Consider the following 18,232-nt stretch of genomic DNA (forward strand, 5'->3'; position numbering starts at 1 on the left):
GCGGGCACGGGAACAGGGCCCGCCCCGACGCGGATGGTGGGCGAGCCCTGTCCGCCGGGACGATTGTCGGGGCCCGCGGCGGCCGGGACCACGGGTGCGCGCCCGCGTCCGGTGGTGAACGCCGCACACCCCATGTGCGGGCCGCGCGCGGGGCACGGCGGCCACCACGACGGCACGGCAGCGCCGCGGCTCACGGCGGCATCGCGGCTCACGGCAGCACCGAGTCGACGTACCCGCCGTCCACGCGCAGCGCGCCGCCCGTCGTCGCGGAGGCGAGCGGTGAACTGAGGTAGACGACGAGGTTGGCGATCTCCTCCGGTTCGATGAGCCGGTGCAGCAGGGACTGGGGCCGGTGCTCGCGCATGAAGGCGCGCTGGGCCTCGTCCCAGGGCAGCTCGGTACCGACCAGTTGCCGTACGAACTCCTCGACGCCCTCCGTGTGGGTGGGCCCGGCGATGACCGAGTTGACGGTGACGCCGGTGCCGGCCGCCTCCTTGGCGAAGCCGCGGCCGACGGCCAGCAGCGCGGTCTTCGTCATGCCGTAGTGGATCATCTCGGCCGGGATCACCACGGCGGAGTCGCTCGCGATGTTCACGACGCGGCCCCAGCCGCGCGCGGTCATCCTCGGCAGGTACGCGCGCGTGAGCCGGACCGCCGCGAGGACGTTGATCTCGAAGTAGCGGCGCCACTCGTCGTCGGTGATCTCCAGGGCGGGCCGGGCGCCGAAGATGCCGAGATTGTTGACGAGGATGTCGGTGTCGGGCAGGGCGTCGACCGCGCGGGCGGCGCCCTCCTCGGTGCCCACGTCGGCGGCGACCGCCACGAACCGGCCGTCCGGCACCGCCCGCCGCAGTTCCCCGACGCTCCGGTCGAGGCGTCCGGCGTCGCGTCCGTTGACGCCCACGGTGGCTCCGGCGCGGGCCAGGCCGGCGGCGATCGCCGCGCCGATGCCCTGGGAGGAGCCCGTGACCAGCGCCGTCCGTCCTGTGAGATCCAGTTTCATCGGTTCGTCCTCCTGCGTACCGTCGGTCGGCCGGGGTGCTCTCCCGCCCACCCTCGCCCACCCGGCGGGCGGGCGCGGTGCGAGGGCCGCCGGTCAGGTGCCCCGTTTCGCGCGTGGCGCACACCGCGGGCGGGAATGCGCACCACGACCTGATATGCGCCGACCCCGCGCGATCATCCACCCGCCGCGACGGCGATACTGACAGTGCCCCGTCGCCCCGCTCCTCACGAAGGGACTCATGCTCACCTCCCCGACCGTCCCGGCCCCGACACCCTCCACGGTGTGGCTGACCCGCGGCCGCCACACCGGGCCCGCCGCGCCGGACGTCCTGCGCAAGAACCTCCGGTCGCTCAAGGAGAACGGGACGCTCCACGACTTCCTGGAGCTCCCCGACGTCGACACCGCCGAGGGCGAACTGGTCTTCGAAGCCCGCTGGCAGGCGCCCGAGGACGTCACCGTGCGGGCCCGGCTGACGCTCGGCGAGTGGTCCGGGTCCGGTCAGGAGTGGACGCTGGTCGCGGAGGCGGAGCGGCCGTGGGACCCGCGATGGCCCTCACCGGCCGCCATGTTCTGGCCCTGGGACGCGGACGGCCTGTGGGGCCACGAGACGGTCACCGGCGGGCGCTACCTCGACGTCAGTCCGCTCCCGGCGGACGACAAGGAGCTGCGGCGGGTGCTGCGCGGCGCCCAGCGGGACACCTGGACCATCGACGTGGTGGTGCACGAGGCCATGACGCCCGACGAGCGGGGCCGCCGCTCCCTGATCCCGTTGCTGCCCGCCGGACTGCACCACCGGGTCGTGGAGCACCGGGCGGCACCGCACCAGCTGCGCACCGCGAACTGGGCGCTGCGCGAGTTCGACGTGGAGCTGCCCCGCGGCGGGGCGGTGGTGCTGCCGGGGTCACCGGCCCCGGCCGGGTACGAGGCCGCCGACTTCTCGGTGCGCAGTGTGTTCCTGGACGGCACGCACCCCACCGAGTTGCTGGACGCGGTGACCCGGTTCGCCGCCCTGCCCAGGCCGCTGCCGGACGGCGGCGAGGCCGCGCTGACCGCGCTGCGGGAGGACTGGCGGCTGCTCACGCTGGAGGAGGAACTGGCCCGTGAGCGCCGGCTCGCGGCCATGTACCGGGAGGCTCTGGAGGCGATGACGGAGTCCCGGGACCTGTACCGGGAGGCCGCCGAGCAGGCCCACGAGGCGCTGACCGCCTACCGGGAGGCCGCCGCCGAGTCGGGCGGGCGCCCCCAGCCTCCCGCCAAGCCGGTCGGCTCGCCGTTCCAGCAGCTGGGCCGGACCCTGGAGCGCCTGCGCGAGACGGCGAAGGGCCTGCGGGAGCGCGACACCCACGACGGCCGGAACGCTGACGGCGAGGACGGCAAGATCGCCAACGGGTGACGGGTGACGGGTGACGGGTGACGGGTGACGGGTGACGGGTGACGGGTGACGGGGCACACCCGCACCACCCGATTCCTCCCGGCTCCCGACGTGTCGAGTGCCGCCCGCTGGATACGCGGTCCCCACGGCACGACGGATCTGCCGAAGGGATCCACGACATGGGCAGCGAGCACGAACCCGCGCACGGCGCCGGCGCACCACCTTCCCACCGCTCCGAGACGACCCTGCGGGTCAACGGCAAACCGCACACCCTGGCCGTGGACCACCGGCGGGTGCTGCTCGACCTCCTGCGCGAGGACCTGGACCTGACCGGCGCGAAGAAGGGCTGTGACCACGGGCAGTGCGGCGCCTGCACGGTCCTGGTCGACGGGCGGCGGATCAACAGCTGTCTGCTGCTCGCGGTCGCCGCCGACGGCTGCGACGTCACCACCGTCGAAGGGCTGTCGGGGGACGGCGAGGAGCCCCACCCGCTCCAGCGGGCCTTCCTGGAACGCGACGCCTTCCAGTGCGGCTACTGCACCCCGGGCCAGATCTGCTCCGCGGTCGGCGCCATCGCCGAGGCGGAGGCCGGCCACCCCTCGCACGTCACCGACGTGCGGGCGGTCCCCGGGCCGGTGCCCCTCGGCCGGGAGGAGATCCGCGAGCGGCTCAGCGGCAACCTGTGCCGGTGCGGGGCGTATCCCCGCATCGTCGACGCGGTCGAGGACGTGATCCGGTGAAACCCTTCGCCTACGTACGGGCCGGCAGCCTCGCCGAGGCGGCCGACGCCTACGCCTCTCACCCCGGCGCCCGCTATCTGGGCGGCGGCACCAACCTCGTCGACCTGATGAAACTCGGCGTGGAGGAGCCGACCGCCCTCATCGACGTCACACGGCTGCCCATGGACGGGGTGACGGAGCTGCCGGACGGTTCGCTGCGGGTCGGGGCGCTGGTGCGCAACAGCGACCTCGCGGCGCATCCGCGGGTCCGCGAGCGCTGTCCCGCCCTCTCGCAGGCGCTGCTCGCCGGTGCCTCCGGTCAGTTGCGCAACGCCGCGACGACCGGCGGGAACCTGCTCCAGCGCACCCGCTGCCCGTACTTCCAGGACGTGTCCAAGCCGTGCAACAAGCGGGAGCCCGGCAGCGGCTGCGGCGCCCTGGCCGGGGTGCACCGCGACCACGCGGTGCTCGGCCACTCCGAGCACTGCGTCGCCACCCACCCGTCGGACATGGCGGTCGCCCTGGCCGCGCTGGACGCGCAGGTCGAGCTGTACGGCCTCGCGGGCGTACGGCGGGTGCCCGCCGCGGAGTTCCACCGGCTGCCCGGGGACCACCCGGAGCGGGACACGGTGGTCGAGCCGGGTGAGCTGGTGACCGCCGTCCTGCTGCCGGCCGCCACGGCCGGGATGCCGTCCGCGTACCGCAAGGCCCGCGACCGGGCCTCGTACGCCTTCGCGCTGGCCTCCGTCGCCGCGGTGTTGAAGGTGTCGGACGGGGTGGTGGCGCACGCCGGGATCGCGTTCGGCGGGCTGGCGCACCGGCCCTGGCGGGCCCGGCGGGCCGAGGAGGCGCTCCTGGGGGTCGCGCCGACCGAGTCGGCGTTCGAGCGGGCCGTCGACATCGAACTGGAGCAGGCCAGGCCACTGCGCGACAACGCCTACAAGGTGCCCCTCGCGCGGGGCCTCGCCGTCGACGTCCTCGGGCGGCTCGCGCGGGACGGGGAGGAAGCGTGATGAGGTCCCCTGCCACGGGCGCTCCCGTCGAGCGCCGGGAAGGGCGCGAGAAGGTCACCGGGACCGCCCGGTACGCCGCCGAGTTCCCCTTCCCCGGGCGGCTGTTCGCCCGTCCGGTGCCCGCCGCGGTCGCGCGCGGCCGGGTCACGGGCGTGGACGCGTCGGCCGCGCTCGGCCTGCCCGGCGTCGTGTCCGTGCTCACCCACGAGAACGCGCCGCGGCTCGCCGAACCGGACGACGCGACCCTCGCCCTCCTGCAGAACGAGCGGGTGCCGCACCGGGGCTGGTTCGTCGCCCTGGTGGTGGCCGACAGCGCAGAGGCCGCGCGGGCCGGCGCCGCCGCCGTACACGTCGACTGCTCGGCGGAGCCGTACGACGTCACGCTGTCCGCCGACCATCCGGATGCCTATGTGCCCGAGGAGGCCAACGGCGGGCATCCGGCCGTCCGTGAACGCGGCGACGCACGGGGGGCGTTCGCGTCCGCGCCCGTCCGGGTCGAGGTCGGCTACCGGGTGCCGCCACTGCACAACCACCCCATGGAGCCGCATGCCAGCACCGCCCGCTGGGACGGGGAGCACCTGACGGTGCACACCTCCAGCCAGGGCACCACGACGGTACGGGACGTGCTCGCGGGGCTGTTCGGGCTGGAGCAGGAGCGGATCACCGTCGTCGCCGAGCACGTCGGCGGCGGCTTCGGCTCCAAGGGCACGCCCCGGCCGGACGTGGTGCTCGCGACGATGGCCGCGCTGCGGCACACCGGGCGGCCGGTCACGGTCGTCCTGCCGCGCCGCTTCATGCCCTCGGTCGTCGGGCACCGGGCGCCCACCCTGCACCGGCTGCGCCTCGGCGCGGACGCCGACGGCCGGCTGACCTGCCTGGAGCACGAGGTCACCACCCACACGTCGCGGGTGAAGGAGTTCGTGGAGCAGGCGGCGGTACCGGCCCGCGTCATGTACGCCGCCCCGCACAGCCGTACGGCCCACCGCGTGGTGCCCCTCGATGTGCCGAGCCCCTCCTGGATGCGCGCGCCGGCGAGGCGCCGGGCATGTACGCCCTGGAGTCGGCCATGGACGAACTCGCCGTGGAACTGGGCATGGACCCTGTCGAACTGCGGGTCCGCAACGAGCCGGAGTCGGAACCGGACAGCGGCAGGCCGTTCAGCAGCCGCCACCTCGTCGAGTGCCTGCGCGAGGGAGCCCGCCGGTTCGGGTGGGAACGGCGCGATCCGCGCCCGCGCTCCCACCCGGACGGCCCGCTGCTGACCGGGACGGGCGTGGCCGCGGCCACCTACCCGGTGATGATGCTCCCCTCCGCCGCGGCGGCCCGCGTCCTGCCCGACGGGAGTTTCCTCGTCGAGGTCAACGCCACGGACATCGGCACCGGCGCCCGTACCGTCCTCGCGCAGATCGCGGCGGACGCCCTGGACGTCCCCCTGGAGAGGGTCCGGGTGCGGCTGGGCAGCAGCGACCTGCCGTCCGCCCCGGTGGCCGGCGGCTCTTCCGGTACGGCGTCCTGGGGCCGGCCGGTGCACGAGGCGTGCGTCCGGCTCGCGGAACGGCTGGCCGGGTTCCCGGGGCCGGTGCCCGCGCACGGCCTGGTCGAGCACGCCGACACCGCCGACACCGACTCCCCCTACTCCCGGCACGCGTTCGGGGCGCACTTCGCGGAGGTCGCCGTGGACACGGTGACGGCGAGGTGCGGGTGCGCCGACTGCTCGGGGTCTACGCGGCGGGGCGCATCCTCAACGCCCGTACCGCCCGCTCCCAGTTCGTCGGCGGGATGACCATGGGGCTGGGCATGGCGCTCACCGAGGGCAGCACCCTGGACGCCGCGTTCGGCGATTTCGCGGAGTCCGACCTGGCGTCGTACCACGTACCCGCGCACGCCGACGTGCCGGACGTGGAGGCGCACTGGGTCGAGGAGGACGATCCGCACCTCAACCCCATGGGCAGCAAGGGCATCGGCGAGATCGGCATCGTCGGCACGGCCGCCGCGGTGGGCAACGCGGTCCACCACGCCACCGGCGTGCGCTTCCGTGAACTCCCGCTCACTCCGGACCGGGTGCTCACCGCGTTGCTCCGTCCCGCCCACTGAGCCGACGCCCGCCCCGCCCACCTGTGCGTGGGCGGGGCGGGTGATCGGGCCGGGTCGGTCCCGGGCGGGCAGTACCGCGGTCTTCGAGCGGGGTGACGAGGCGGACGACTCCTCCAGCGACCCCGATGGGCCGCGGCGGTGTGCGAGGAGCCGTCGACGGGGGCGGGGTGGGCGGCGCGGGGTCCTGCCGGCCGGGGACGACGAGTCGTGACCCGGTACGGAGGCGCTGTCCGCGCCGGTGGTGGTGGGGAGGGGAGTGACGGCACGGTCCGAACCGGGCCGCGTGGAGCGGGTGCTCATGCTTGGCCTTCTCTGCAGGTTGCGGTCGCCACCTGCCCCCGAGACGCGACACGCCACGTGTCGCACATCATTGCTACGGCTCCCCGAAGCCCCCGCCACACGGACGGGTCAACCGTGTGACCGGGCCCTGACGGCCCGGGTGCCGGGGCCCGGCCGGGCCCCGGCACCCGATCGGCGCGATTCTCCCGCCCCGGACGGGGCATTCGGCAGTCGAGAACGGGGAATCCGACAGTCGGGGAAGCACCGGACACCGCGCGACGGACCGCGCACAGGGAGGGCCCGTGGACGCGACCACCACGCTCGTCACCGTCGCCGTGGTAGTGGCGGTGGCGCTGTTCGCCGTGGCCGCCACCGTCATGGTGCGGCTGGTCCGGGCCCGGCGCGGCCTGCGGCAGGCGGGCCTGCCGACCGGCCCCCGCTGGGTGTTCTGGGGCGCCGTCGCCTACTTCGTCCTCCCGGCCGACCTGCTGCCCGACCCGGTCTATCTCGACGACATCGGTGTCCTGCTCCTCGCCCTGCGCTCGCTGCGCCGTGCCCCCGACCGCGCGGACCTCGCCAACTGACCTTCCGGCAACACGTTTTCCGCCCTCGCAGGGCTCATCACCCCTGCTCAGCTCCCTGTGCCCGGCCCGACCCGGCGATGATCACGGAGAGTAAGGAAACCAACCACCCGTTCGATTCGTATAAGTGACTGAAGGTCGCACCACCGCACCGAAGTTCGCACCACGAGTTCGCACCACAGCAGCGGGCCCGAGTGACGTCGCACGGCGGCACCGCTTGATCGACGCAGTACCGACGAGGGAGAGACGATGCAACCGTTCGCGCTCGACTACGCACGCCCGGCGGCGGAGTTGGAGTACGCCACTCCGTACGCCTACGACCCAGGACTGCAGTTGAACGTGCTCCTCGACGGCCGGATCGCGGCCCGCGACCACGCCCTGTTGAGAGAGCTGGGGACGACGACCTCCACAGCGGGCTCCAAGACGCACTTCGACGACTGAGCGCGGGCGGCCGAGATGACCGTGCTCATCCTGACCACCGAAGAGGACGTCACGGCGGACATGGTGGTCGTGCACCTGAACGCCACCGGCGTTCCCGTCGTTCGGCTCGATCCCGCCGACCTGACCGGTTCCGTCGCGCTCTCCGGGGAGTACGTGCACGGTGCCTTCCGGGGTCATCTGTCGTCCGCGGGACGGCTGGTGAGCCTCGACTCGCTGCGCTCGGTGTGGGTCCGCCGGCCCGGCGCCGCGGCGGCCCGCGCCCCCGAACCGTCCGCGTGGCTCACGGAGGAGGCCTCGCAGGCGCTGTACGGGATGCTCCGCGGCAGCGAGGCGCGCTGGATGAACCATCCGGACGCGGCCCGGCGGGCCCGGCACAAGCCCTGGCAGCTGCGGCTGGCCCAGCGCAGCGGGCTGCCCGTGCCGGCCACGCTCATCACGACGTTCCCACAGGCGGCGCGGGACTTCGCGGAGCGCTATCCCGACCTCGTGGTCAAGCCGGTGTCCGGGGCGCATCCGCAGGACCCGCCCCGGGCGGTGCCCACCACCCGGGTCCCGCCCGGCGCCGACTTCACCGCCGTCGCCTACGGCCCGACGCTGCTGCAACGGCGGGTCGCCAAGCGGGCCGACATCCGGTTGACCGCGGTGGGCGACCGGCTGCTGGCCGCCCGCAAGGCCGCGTGCGCCGACGGCGACCCGGACGTGGTGGACGTGCGCTTCACACCGTCCACCGTGCCGTGGTGCCCGGTCGACGTCCCGCCGCGCCTGGCCGAGTCCGTGCGCACCTATCTGCGCGAGGCCGAACTGGCGTACGGCGCCTTCGACTTCGCGGAGGACGCCGACGGGACGTGGTGGTTCCTGGAGTGCAACCAGTCGGGCCAGTTCGGCTTCGTCGAGGTCGACACCGGCCAGCCGATCGCCCGCACGATCGCGGAGTGGCTGGCCGGGCCTCCCGCCCAGCAGGAGGCCCGGCGCGCGGACCGCTGCGGTTCGGCGGTGCCGTGAGCCGGGCCGGGGCACGCTCCCGACGTCGTCAGACCGCCAGGGACAGTCCGCTCTCGCCCTCCCGCTCGCCGTCCCTGGCCGCGTCCTTGTCCTGCTTCGGCACCCGGGCCGTCGGCGGCCGTACCTCGGCGGCGAGCAGGGCGTCCGCCGCGGCGACCGCCTCACGGACGTCGGACGTGGCCATGAGGACGCACAGCGTGTAGGTGACGTCCTCCAACTCGCGGGCCGTGCGCGGTGTCTCCCGCTCGGCCTGAGCGATCCGCAGCGACGCGTAGCGGGTGAGCAGCGTCCTGACGGTCTTCGGGTCCGGAACGATCACGAGCGCCCCTTTCTCCAGGTGTGGTGGGCTGCGTGTGCCCGGACCCGGGCGATTCATGCACGAGTGGGGCGCGTGTCACCCTCCGGGGGTATGGTTTTCGCCACTTGGCCCCCACCCCGATCCTGGTGGCGTCAGGCCGCCTGGCCGCTGTGCAGGGCCGTGTACGCCCCGCCCCGGCGCAGGAGTTCCTCGTGCGTGCCGGTCTCCAGGATCCGCCCCTCCCCCATCACCACGATCCGGTCGGCGCCGCGCACCGTGGACAGTCGGTGCGCCACCACGAAGGTGGTCCGTCCGTGCAGCAGGCGGGCGAGGGCCTGCTGGACCAGCGCCTCCGAGCGGGTGTCGAGCGCGGAGGTCGCCTCGTCCAGGATCAGCACCTTGGGGTCCCTGATCAGCGCGCGGGCGATCGCCAGCCGCTGCTTCTGCCCGCCCGACAGGCGGGCTCCGCGCTCGCCGACGAGGGTGTCGAGTCCCTGGGGCAGCCGGTCGACGAACTCGGTGGCGTTGGCGTCGCGCAGGGCGGCGCGGACCGCCTCCTCGTCGGCCTCGTCCTCCATGCCGTAGGCGACGTTCTCGCGGACGGTGCCGTCGAAGAGGATCGACTCCTGCGGGACCACCGAGACGAACCGCCGGTAGGTGCGCAGGTCGAGGGTGTTCATGTCGGTGCCGTCGAGCAGCAGGCGGCCCGAGGTCGGCCGGATGAAGCCGATGACGAGGTTGAGCACGGTCGACTTGCCCGCGCCGGAGGCGCCGACCAGGGCGACGGTCTCGCCCGGCGCCACGGACAGGGTGAAGTCGCGTACCGCCGGCCGGTCGGCGTCGTAGGCGTGTCCGACGCCCTCGAAGGTCACCGCGCCGTCCAGCGAGGCGAGTTCGGCCTTGCCCTCGTTGTCCTCCAGTTCGGGGGCCTGGAGGACCTCGCCGACCGAGCGGACCGACTCCAGCCCCTTGGTGATGACCGGCGCCAGGCCGGTCAGGGTGGTCGTGGAGTTGGTGAGGGTGGTCAGGAAGGCGCTGAGCATGACGACGTCACCGGGGGTGACGCCCCAGACCTCGTAGTACGACACGAGGGCCGCGCCCGCGAGGACCAGCACGCCCACCACGTTGAGCACCACCCACGCGATCGACCCGAAGCGGCCGTTGACCAGGTCGAGGCGCATCCCGGAGGTCAGCAGGCGGCGCAGGGTGCCGTCCATGCGGGTGAGCGCCTTCCCCTCCAGGCCGTGGGCGCGGGTGACGGGGATCAGCCGGGTCATCTCCGTGACCCGTGAGGAGAGCGTCTCCACCTCGTGCCGGAAGTCCTCGTTGTGGGCCCGCAGCCGGGAGCGCAGCCGGGCCACGACGAACGCGGCGGCGGGCACCACGACCAGGAAGACGGGCACGAACTCCGGGGTGCGTACGGCGATGATGACGAGGCCGCCGATGAGCACGGTGGTCGCGCCGAGCCCGTTCTCCGCGGTCTGCTGCACCATCTGCTCGACGGCCTCGACGTCGCGGACGACCTTGGCCTGGAGCACACCGGCGCTGACCCGTGAGTGGTAGCCGATGGACAGTTGCTGCATGCGCGTGCACAGGGCGGAGCGCAGGCTGGTGCCCATGCGTCGGACGCTGCCGTACAGGAGGCGGACGTAGAGCAGGTGGAGGGGGTAGTTGACGATCAGGATGAAGAGGATGACGCCGGTGCTGGTCCACAGGTGGGAGATGGGCCGGTGTTCGACGACGGTGTCGATGATGGACGCGGTGATGAGCGGCAGCAGCCAGATGGGGCTGTGCTTGACCGTGAAGACGACGACCGCGCCGGCCAGGCGGCGCCGGTCGGCGCGGAAGAGGTAGGCGAGTGTGCGGATCGGGTGTTCGTCGCGGTAGCGGTGGTCGAGGGGTCTGTCGAGCGACGACGCCATCGGCGGAGGTCCTCCCCGGGTGAGCACGGCTCGTGACTTCTCGCGGAAGTCGGGACATGGCGAAGTCCGGTGCACCGGAAGGTGATCTCGGTGCACCGGACGCGTCCCAGCCTGGCCCCGGCGGGCCTCGGAGGTCCAATGGAAGAAAGCGAACGCATTCAGCAGCGGGACCGCTGAATGCGGGCCCGGATCAGGACTTCGACGTCAGGTACTCCTCCACTCCCGGCGCCTGGTGCGCGTCCTCGACGCCCACCACACCGCCGGCCGCCTTCGCGTCCGGCTTGAGCACGTACGTCGACAGCGCGGCGGGCCGGCCGACTTCGGAGAAGTTCTGCGGGCTGCCGAGGCCGGTGTCGACGTTCTTCTGCGAGCGGTGCGCCTTCACCACGTCCTCGCGGGCGAGGCTGCCGGCCTCACAGGCCTTCTTCAGGTCGGCGCCCAGGAGCTGGACGGCGCTGTAGCCGGACAGCGCCCCGGAGTCGACCGGGGAGGCCGGGTACTTCTTGGTGTAGGCGGCGACCATGGCCTTGACGCCGGGGATGTCGGAGCTGACGGCCGGGGCGCCGCTGACGATGTTCAGCATGGCTGTCAGGGCCGGCGCGGCCGGCGTCTTCATCAGCTGCGGGGCGAAGCCCGGGGCGCTGCTGACGACGGGGACACGCAGCCCCCGGGAGGCGGCGACGCCCACCAGGGACGCCGTCTGGGCGGGCCCGGCGCTGACCAGGATCGCCTTCACCCCGTCCTTCTTCAGCGCCGTCACCTGGGCGGAGAGGTCGGTGTCCGTCGCCTTGATCTTCTGGCCGGCGATCTTCAGGCCGGCCTTCTCCGCCGCCCAGGTGGAGCCCTGGAGGGCGTTGGCGCCGTAGTCGCCCTCGAAGTAGACGTGTCCGATGGTGTCGCCCTTGGCCAGGCCCTTGGTGCGGGTGAGGAAGTCGACGGCGGCGATCATGTCGAGGTCGTAGGTGGTGGCCATGACCTGGACGGAGTCTTGCCGAGCAGGGAGGCGGCCCAGGCCTGGGGGTAGGTGAGGAGGTGGTCGCGCTCGATGTCGTCGAGGAGTGCCGCGACCACCGGGGAGCCGATGACCTGGGGCAGGGCGACGACGTCCGGGGAGATGTCGGCGTAGGCGGTGACGGCCTTCTGGACGTCGTAGCCGTGGTCCTTGACGACGATCTCGACCTTGCGGCCGCAGATGCCGCCCTTGGCGTTGGTCTCGTCGGCCCACATCTGCTGGGCCTGCACGATGGACTTGCCGAGGGTGGCGTAGGGGCCCGTCAGGTCGGTGAGGGCGCCCAGCTTGATGGTCTTGTCGGTCACTCCGGGGCCGGACTTGACGCCGTCGGCGCCGTCGGAGGTGCTGCCGCCGTCCGCTTTGGAGCTGCAGCCGGTGGCCGCGATCAGCAGGGCAGCCAGTGCCGCGGTGACGGCGGTGCCGCGGGTGCGGTGCTTGGTGTTCACGGGGTGTGCTCCTTGGCTCGTGCGGGTGTGGCGGGCGGGACGTCCGTGGTGGGTGGCGGGGGTGCGGACGACGGCCGGTCGGGTGACCGGGCGGACCGCAGGCGGGCGCGGACGCGGCGGGACATGCCGTGCAGTCCGTCGGGGGCGTACAGGAGGACGACGACGATCACCGCGCCGTAGAGGTAGCGGGCGGCCTCGGTCGGGCCGATGGCGCCCTCGCCTCCGGTGCCCGGGGCGGCGACCAGCGGGAGCTGGTCGGCGTACCGCGTCATCAGCAGGGGCAGCGCGGTGACGAAGAAGGCTCCCGCGGTGGCTCCGGCGACCGAGCCGAGGCCACCTATGACGATCATGGCGAGGTAGTCGACGGAGAGGGCCAGCCCGAAGTAGTCGGGCACGACCCGGCGGAAGGACAGGGCCAGCAGGACCCCGGCCAGGCCGGCGTACATCGACGACACGACGAAGGCGGCCGAGCGGTAGCGGGCGACGTTCACGCCCATCACGGCCGCCGCGGTCTCGCTGTCGCGGACGGCCGAGAGGGCCCGGCCGGGGCGGCCGCGCAGCAGGCCGCGCGCGGTGAACCAGGTGAACGCGAACAGGGCGAGGCCGAGGTACCAGAGGCGTTCCTCGGCGCCGAACGGCACTCCGAACACGGTGAGTTCGGGATCGTCGGCGGTGAAGCCGAACCCGCCGATGGTGAGCGGCGGCACCGAGCGGCCGTTGAAGCCGCCGGTGACGGAGTCGGCGGTCAGCAGGAGGTGATGGCCGAGGAAGACCAGCGCGAGGGTGGCGTTGCCCAGGTAGATGCCGCGGACGCGTCCGGCGACGGGGCTGAACAGCCCGCCCGCCGCGCCCGCCAGCAGCACGGCCAGGACGGCGGCCAGCGCCGGGGGCAGGCCCGGACCGGGGTCACCGGCCAGCCAGGTGTAGCCGTAGGCCCCCACCGCGAGGAAGAAGGCGTGGCCGAGGGAGAGCTGACCCGCGGTACCGCTGAGCAGGCCGAGGCCGACGGCGCCGATGGCGGCGGCGATCGAGAACAGGCCGATGCGCAGCCAGAAGGCGTCGAGGTAGAAGGGCAGGGCGCACAGGAGAAGGGCGGGCAGCAGCAACTTGCCCCACTTCGGGACGAGTTCAGACACGGACCGCTCCCTTCGCGCCGAACAGACCGGTGGGCCGCACCAGCAGGACGACCACCATCACGGCGTACGGCGCGACATCGCCGAACCCTTCGCCGAGGACGTGCAGTTCGGACTGGTAACCCGCCACGAGGGCCTCGGTCAGGCCGATCAGCAGGCTGCCCGCGAGGGCGCCGGGCGGTGAGGCCATGCCGCCGAGGATGGCGGCGGGGAACGCCTTCAGGGCGATCTGGCCGGTGGTGCGCTCCAGGCCCGGCGCCGGGAACGCGGCGAGGAACACGGCGGCGAGCGCGGCGAGCGCACCGGCCAGGCACCAGGCGAGCATGCGCACCCGGCTCAGCCGGACGCCCATCAGGGCCGCGGCCTCCACGTCCTCGGCCGCCGCGCGCAGGGACAGGCCCCAGGGCGTGAACCGGAAGAGGGCGAAGACCCCGGCGATGACGACGGTGGAGACGGCGATCGCGGCGAGCCGGCTGTCGGCGACGGTCACCGGGCCGAGGCCGGTCACCGCGTCGCCCCACGGGTCGCCGAGGGTGAGGAGATCGCCCCCGATGCGCCGGGCCAGGTCCGTCACCAGGACGATGTCCACGCCGATGGTGACGATGGTCTGCACGTGGGCGGCCTTGGGGTCGGGGTCGCCCCGTTGCAGCAGCAGCCGGTCGAGCGCGCCGGCGACGGCCGCGGTCGCCAGGACCGCCACGGCGAGGGCGCCGGCGAAGCCGAGGTCGTCGTGGAGGACGGCGACGAGGTAGCCGCCGAGCAGGAGCAGCGAGCCGTGGGCGAAGTTGAGGACGCCGGAGGCCTTGAAGATGACGACGAAGCCGAGGGCGACGAGGGCGTACACGGCGCCCAGGGCCAGGCCGTTGAGGAGGGTGTCGAGGAGGGTGGTCACGGAGCGTTCTCCCCGGGGGGTTCGGTCACGTCGGTCTCTTCGGTGGGCGGGGTCGCCTTGGTGGCCTTGGTGGCCTTGGTGGTCTCGGTGGCCTTCGTGGCCTTGGTGGTCTCGGTGGCCTTGGTGGTTTCCGTCGTTTCAGTGATCGCCGCGGTCTCCGGGATCTGCGGGGTCTGCGGGGTCTGCCCGGCCTCCGGGATCGCCGCGGCCTCCGGGGTCTCCGCGGCCTCCGGGATCTTCGGGGTTTCGTCGGGGGCGCCGGTCCCCAGGTAGGCGCGCAGCACCTCGGGGTGGCGGCGGATCTCGTCGGGGGTCCCGTGGGCGAGCCGGCGGCCGAAGTCGAGGACGGTGACCTCGTCGGCGAGGCGCATCACGAGGCCCATGTCGTGTTCCACGAGGACGACGGACAGGCCGAGTTGCTCGCGCACCGTGCGCACGACGTCGGCGGTGGCGGCGCGTTCGACGCCGTTCATGCCGGCCACCGGCTCGTCGAGCAGCAGCACCCGCGGCTCCAGGCACAGCGCGCGGGCGAGTTCGACCCGCTTGCGGTCGCCGTACGACAGCAGGGCCACCGGGGTGTCGACGTGGGCGCCGAGGCCGGTGAGTTCGGCGATCTCGCGGACCCGCTCCAGGTGGGCCCGCTGCTCGCGTACGGCGCTCGGCAGCCGCAGGGCGCTGGCGGCGAAGCCGGCGCGGGACAGGGCGTGCCTGCCGAGCATGAGGTTGTCGGCGACCGTGCCCTCGGTCGTGACGATGTTCTGGAAGGTGCGGGCCACGCCCAGCGCGGCGATCCGGTGCGGGGCGAGGCCCGTCAGGTCGGTGTCGCCGAGCAGGACCTGACCGGCCGCCGGGCGGCACAGGCCCGACAGGACGTTGAAGCAGGTGGACTTGCCCGCGCCGTTGGGCCCGATCAGCGCGTGCACCGAGCCCGGGGCGACGGTGAAGGACACCGCGTCGAGGGCGGTGAGACCGGCGAAGCGGACGGTGACGTCCCGGACGTGGAGCGCCGGGGGTGCGGCCTGCGAACCGGCGGTGGGGCCGGTGGCCGTACGGCCGGTGGTGCGGATGTTCACGCGGCCCCCTGGTCGCCGGCCGGTTCGTCGGCGCTCTCACCGAGGTACAGGCGGCGTACGGCGTCCGTGCGGGCCAGTTCGTCGGCCGGGCCCGAGAGCCGTATCTCGCCCACTTCGAGGACGTACGCGTGGTCGGCGAGGGACAGGGCCATGCCGGCGTTCTGCTCGACGAGCAGGACGGCGGTGCCCTGCTCGTTGATCTCGCGGATCACCTCGGCGATGCGGAACACCATGCGCGGGGCGAGGCCGAGGGACGGCTCGTCGAGCAGGAGCAGGCGGGGAGCGGCCATCAGGGCGCGGCCGATGGCGAGCATCTGCTGCTCGCCCCCGGACAGCAGGCCGGCCGCCTGGCCGCTGCGTTCGGCGAGGACGGGGAACAGGCCGTACACGCGGTCGCGGGACTCCCGGACCAGGGCGGGAGCGCGTCGGCTGAGGCCGAGGCCGCCGGCGCGCAGGTTCTCCTCGACGGTGAGGCCGGCGAAGACCCGTCTGCCCTCGGGGACCTGGACGACTCCGGCGCGGACCGCGGCGACCGGGTCGCGTCCGTCTAGGTCCGTGCCGCCGTAGCGGACACGGCCGGCGGTGACGGTGCCGCGGTGCAGGCGCAGGGTGCCCGAGACGGCCCTCAGCAGCGTGGTCTTGCCGGCGCCGTTCGCGCCGAGCAGTGCGACGACCGCGCCGTGCGGAACGGTCAGGGACACGGAACGCAGGGCTGACAGGGCTCGCCCGTACATGACGTCGAGCCCTTCGACGTGCAGCGCGGGCGGATCCTGCGGTGGTGCTTCGGGCATCGCGGCTCCTCGGGTCCGTGCCGGCCGGTCACGGCACTTCGGGGGACGGGGGGCGCTCACCACAACACGGGGCCGAGGGGCCGGTACAGGCACCTGGGCGGGGTCGCTGCGCGGGCCCAGTGCGGGGGGCGGGCGGAGCCCCGGCCGCCTGACCCGACGCCGACGAGTCCGGCGCCAACGCCCCGGGCCCGCTGACCGGCCTCCGACGAGCCCGGCGCCAAGCCCCGGGCCCGCTGACCGGCCTCCGCCCGTCGGCTTCCACCGGCTCGGCCTCGACCCGCTGGGCCTCCACCGGCTCGGCTTCCAGCAGCCGGAACGAACCCCCGGGGGTGCACTTCGCCGCAGTTGGTGTGCGAGGCTCGCCACGGAGGGCGCCTCGGCGCCCGACGTCACCCCGACCGGAAAGCAGGGAGAGTCAGCGGCATGCGTATCGGTCTGTTCGGCACCGGCCCCTGGGCACAGATGGTCCACGCGCCCGTCCTGGCCGCGCACGAGGGTCTCGAGTTCGTCGGGGTGTGGGGCAGACGCCCCGTCGCCGCGAAGGACTTGGCGGACCGTCACGGCACCCGCGCCTTCGACGACGTGGACGACCTGCTCGCGGAAGTGGACGCGGTGGCGGTCGCGGTGCCGCCGGACGTGCAGGCGGACCTCGCGGTCCGGGCCGCCGGGGCCGGCCGGCATCTGCTGCTGGACAAGCCGCTCGCCGCGACCGTGGCGGGGGCGCGCGACGTGGTGCGCGCCGTGACGGAGGCGCGGGTCGCGTCGGTGGTCTTCTTCACCACCCGTTTCCTCCCCGAGCCCGAGGCGTGGATCGCCGAACAGGCTGAGGCCGGTGGCTGGTTCACGGGTCACGCGCAGTGGTTGGGGTCGGTGTTCACCGCCGAGGACCATCCGTTCGCCACGCCGTGGCGGCGGGAGAAGGGCGCCCTGTGGGACGTCGGCCCGCACGCGCTGTCCGTGCTGCTGCCGGTCCTCGGCGACGTCCGCCGGGTGGCTGCCGCGGCGGCGGGGCCCGGAGACACCGTGCACCTGGTCCTGGACCACGCCGGCGGCGCCTCCAGCACGCTGACGCTCAGCCTCACGGCCCCGTCGGCGGCGTCCGGTTCGGGCGTGGAGGTCCGCGGCGAGGCCGGTGTGGCGCGTCTCCCGGAGAGCGCCGCGGACGCCGCGAGCGCGCTCGGCCGGGCCGCGGACGCGCTGCGCGCCGCGGCCCGTGACGGGCGGCCGCATCCCTGCGACGCCGCGTTCGGCCTGCGGGTCACCGAGATCCTCGCCGAGGCGGGGGGCCTGCTGGCCGCCTCCGACGCCGGCTGAGATCACGCCCGCCGCGGCCTGGTCAGGCGTGACGGTGGGTGCGCTTGTTGCCGCTGATGACCCGGTAGAGGAGCAGCAGGATGAGCGAGCCGACGATGGCGGCGATCCAGGTGGACAGGTCGAAGAAGCCGTCGATCGAGTCCACCCCGAAGATCACCTTGCCGAGCCAGCCGCCCAGCAGACCGCCCACGACACCGATCAGCATGGTGATGATGATGCCGCCCGGGTCCTTCCCCGGCAGCAGCATCTTGGCAATGGCCCCGGCGAGCAGGCCAATCAGAATCCAGGCGATGATGCCCACGGTTCCTCCCATCTCCGTCGGAAAGCGTGTACGTCTTCCGAATGCGCGGAGAGTGGCGACGCAAACCTGTCAAGGGCGCGTCAGCCTTCTTCGAACGGTTCGTCGCTCCACCGGAACCAGGCCCGGTCCCCCCGGACGTGCAGCAGGAACTCGGCCACCGGGCCGTCGGGCGAATGCAGGGAGACACGCCGGTCGATCTCGGCGTAGACGGTTTCCCACTCCTCGGAGTTCTTGGCGAGGTCGCCCTCCAGCAGGGCGAGTTCCCGGGAGAACAGGGGCTCGACGGCTGCGTACGCCGGGCCGGGGCTGAAGCGGCCCGACAGCCACGGGAAGTCGGCGTCGTCGATGACGATCTCGCCGACCTGCTCCTCTCCGTGCCGCACGTACCAGATCTCGCCGTCGAACCCCATCACGCCTCCGCCGTCCGCGTCCGGTCCCACCGCGGGACAGCTTGTCATCCGCGGGGGTGCCGGGCGGGGGGGCTTCCGCACCGCGGCACCCCCTTCCGCACCCCGACGCCGCCCCGGACCCCAGCGCCCCTTACAC

General features: G+C 73.7%; 15 protein-coding genes and 3 pseudogenes. 8 read left to right on the top strand and 10 right to left on the bottom strand.

What is annotated here, in order from left to right; translation table 11 throughout:
* Window positions 1-208 precede the first annotated feature (208 nt).
* Window positions 209-1,003 carry an SDR family NAD(P)-dependent oxidoreductase gene (locus tag BM536_RS01605; protein WP_073497725.1) on the bottom strand — a complete coding sequence of 265 codons (795 nt, stop codon included), beginning with the start codon at window positions 1,001-1,003 and terminating at the stop codon, window positions 209-211.
* 238 nt (window positions 1,004-1,241) lie between these two features.
* On the opposite strand from BM536_RS01605, the gene BM536_RS01610 reads away from it, so the two are divergent.
* The 7 genes and pseudogenes from BM536_RS01610 (at window position 1,242) to tgmB (ending at window position 8,504) form a co-directional block, all read left to right on the top strand.
* A complete protein-coding gene (locus tag BM536_RS01610; protein WP_079275190.1) occupies window positions 1,242-2,396 on the top strand; it encodes a hypothetical protein in 1,155 nt (384 codons plus the stop codon).
* 158 nt (window positions 2,397-2,554) lie between these two features.
* Window positions 2,555-3,115, top strand: a complete 561-nt coding sequence (locus BM536_RS01615) for a (2Fe-2S)-binding protein (protein ID WP_073497723.1) — start codon at window positions 2,555-2,557, stop codon at window positions 3,113-3,115.
* Window positions 3,112-4,107: an FAD binding domain-containing protein gene (locus tag BM536_RS01620; protein WP_094102400.1), complete on the top strand. Its 996-nt coding sequence runs from the start codon at window positions 3,112-3,114 to the stop codon at window positions 4,105-4,107. The genes BM536_RS01615 and BM536_RS01620 overlap by 4 nt, the downstream gene beginning before the upstream one ends.
* Window positions 4,107-6,201: pseudogene (locus BM536_RS01625) on the top strand (xanthine dehydrogenase family protein molybdopterin-binding subunit). Before BM536_RS01620 ends, BM536_RS01625 begins: the two are co-directional and overlap by 1 nt.
* 581 nt (window positions 6,202-6,782) lie before the next feature.
* Window positions 6,783-7,064: a DUF1232 domain-containing protein gene (locus tag BM536_RS01630; RefSeq protein ID WP_094102401.1), complete on the top strand. Its 282-nt coding sequence runs from the start codon at window positions 6,783-6,785 to the stop codon at window positions 7,062-7,064.
* 246 nt (window positions 7,065-7,310) lie between these two features.
* On the top strand, window positions 7,311-7,502 hold the full coding sequence (gene tgmA / locus BM536_RS01635) for a putative ATP-grasp-modified RiPP (RefSeq protein ID WP_073497721.1): 192 nt from the start codon (window positions 7,311-7,313) through the stop codon (window positions 7,500-7,502).
* Between the two features lie 15 nt (window positions 7,503-7,517).
* Window positions 7,518-8,504: an ATP-grasp ribosomal peptide maturase gene (gene tgmB, locus BM536_RS01640; RefSeq protein WP_094102402.1), complete on the top strand. Its 987-nt coding sequence runs from the start codon at window positions 7,518-7,520 to the stop codon at window positions 8,502-8,504.
* A gap of 28 nt (window positions 8,505-8,532) precedes the next feature.
* Here the strand turns inward: tgmB and BM536_RS01645 are convergent, their stop codons facing one another.
* The 7 genes and pseudogenes from BM536_RS01645 to BM536_RS01675 form a co-directional block, all read right to left on the bottom strand.
* The gene (locus BM536_RS01645) at window positions 8,533-8,823 is read right to left on the bottom strand and encodes a DUF5133 domain-containing protein (RefSeq protein WP_073497717.1); all 291 of its coding nucleotides are present in this window, start codon (window positions 8,821-8,823) and stop codon (window positions 8,533-8,535) included.
* A 131-nt stretch (window positions 8,824-8,954) separates the two neighbouring features.
* Window positions 8,955-10,724: an ABC transporter ATP-binding protein gene (locus BM536_RS01650; protein ID WP_094102403.1), complete on the bottom strand. Its 1,770-nt coding sequence runs from the start codon at window positions 10,722-10,724 to the stop codon at window positions 8,955-8,957.
* A 190-nt stretch (window positions 10,725-10,914) separates the two neighbouring features.
* A pseudogene (locus BM536_RS01655) lies at window positions 10,915-12,182 on the bottom strand (ABC transporter substrate-binding protein).
* Entirely contained in the window at window positions 12,179-13,318 is a 1,140-nt protein-coding gene (locus tag BM536_RS01660; protein WP_094102404.1) for a branched-chain amino acid ABC transporter permease, read from the bottom strand. Before BM536_RS01660 ends, BM536_RS01655 begins: the two are co-directional and overlap by 4 nt.
* On the bottom strand, window positions 13,311-14,207 hold the full coding sequence (locus BM536_RS01665; protein ID WP_094102405.1) for a branched-chain amino acid ABC transporter permease: 897 nt from the start codon (window positions 14,205-14,207) through the stop codon (window positions 13,311-13,313). The genes BM536_RS01660 and BM536_RS01665 overlap by 8 nt, the downstream gene beginning before the upstream one ends.
* Before the next feature lie 245 nt (window positions 14,208-14,452).
* Window positions 14,453-15,280 (bottom strand): annotated as a pseudogene (locus tag BM536_RS01670) (ABC transporter ATP-binding protein); the annotation flags it as partial.
* Window positions 15,277-16,071: an ABC transporter ATP-binding protein gene (locus tag BM536_RS01675; protein ID WP_094102406.1), complete on the bottom strand. Its 795-nt coding sequence runs from the start codon at window positions 16,069-16,071 to the stop codon at window positions 15,277-15,279. The pseudogene BM536_RS01670 and the gene BM536_RS01675, both read right to left, overlap by 4 nt.
* Window positions 16,072-16,494: 423 nt before the next feature.
* Between BM536_RS01675 and BM536_RS01680 the strand changes: the two genes are divergently transcribed.
* The gene (locus BM536_RS01680) at window positions 16,495-17,385 is read left to right on the top strand and encodes a Gfo/Idh/MocA family protein (RefSeq protein ID WP_094102407.1); all 891 of its coding nucleotides are present in this window, start codon (window positions 16,495-16,497) and stop codon (window positions 17,383-17,385) included.
* A 22-nt stretch (window positions 17,386-17,407) separates the two neighbouring features.
* Here BM536_RS01680 and BM536_RS01685 read toward each other — a convergent pair whose 3' ends face one another.
* Window positions 17,408-17,686 (bottom strand): GlsB/YeaQ/YmgE family stress response membrane protein, encoded by a 279-nt coding sequence (locus tag BM536_RS01685; protein ID WP_073500195.1) that lies wholly within the window; start codon window positions 17,684-17,686, stop codon window positions 17,408-17,410.
* 80 nt (window positions 17,687-17,766) lie between these two features.
* On the bottom strand, window positions 17,767-18,096 hold the full coding sequence (locus BM536_RS01690; protein ID WP_094102424.1) for a hypothetical protein: 330 nt from the start codon (window positions 18,094-18,096) through the stop codon (window positions 17,767-17,769).
* Window positions 18,097-18,232 lie beyond the last annotated feature (136 nt).

The sequence above is a fragment of the Streptomyces phaeoluteigriseus genome (assembly GCF_001896135.2).
Taxonomy (GTDB): domain Bacteria; phylum Actinomycetota; class Actinomycetes; order Streptomycetales; family Streptomycetaceae; genus Streptomyces; species Streptomyces phaeoluteigriseus.

Coding starts and splice junctions, on each gene's coding strand:
- tgmB (WP_094102402.1), top strand. CDS start 7,518: ATGACCGTGCTCATCCTGACCACCGAAGAGGACGTCACGGCGGACATG.
- BM536_RS01680 (WP_094102407.1), top strand. CDS start 16,495: ATGCGTATCGGTCTGTTCGGCACCGGCCCCTGGGCACAGATGGTCCAC.
- BM536_RS01610 (WP_079275190.1), top strand. CDS start 1,242: ATGCTCACCTCCCCGACCGTCCCGGCCCCGACACCCTCCACGGTGTGG.
- tgmA (WP_073497721.1), top strand. CDS start 7,311: ATGCAACCGTTCGCGCTCGACTACGCACGCCCGGCGGCGGAGTTGGAG.
- BM536_RS01675 (WP_094102406.1), bottom strand. CDS start 16,071: ATGCCCGAAGCACCACCGCAGGATCCGCCCGCGCTGCACGTCGAAGGG.
- BM536_RS01605 (WP_073497725.1), bottom strand. CDS start 1,003: ATGAAACTGGATCTCACAGGACGGACGGCGCTGGTCACGGGCTCCTCC.
- BM536_RS01650 (WP_094102403.1), bottom strand. CDS start 10,724: ATGGCGTCGTCGCTCGACAGACCCCTCGACCACCGCTACCGCGACGAA.
- BM536_RS01615 (WP_073497723.1), top strand. CDS start 2,555: ATGGGCAGCGAGCACGAACCCGCGCACGGCGCCGGCGCACCACCTTCC.
- BM536_RS01690 (WP_094102424.1), bottom strand. CDS start 18,096: ATGGGGTTCGACGGCGAGATCTGGTACGTGCGGCACGGAGAGGAGCAG.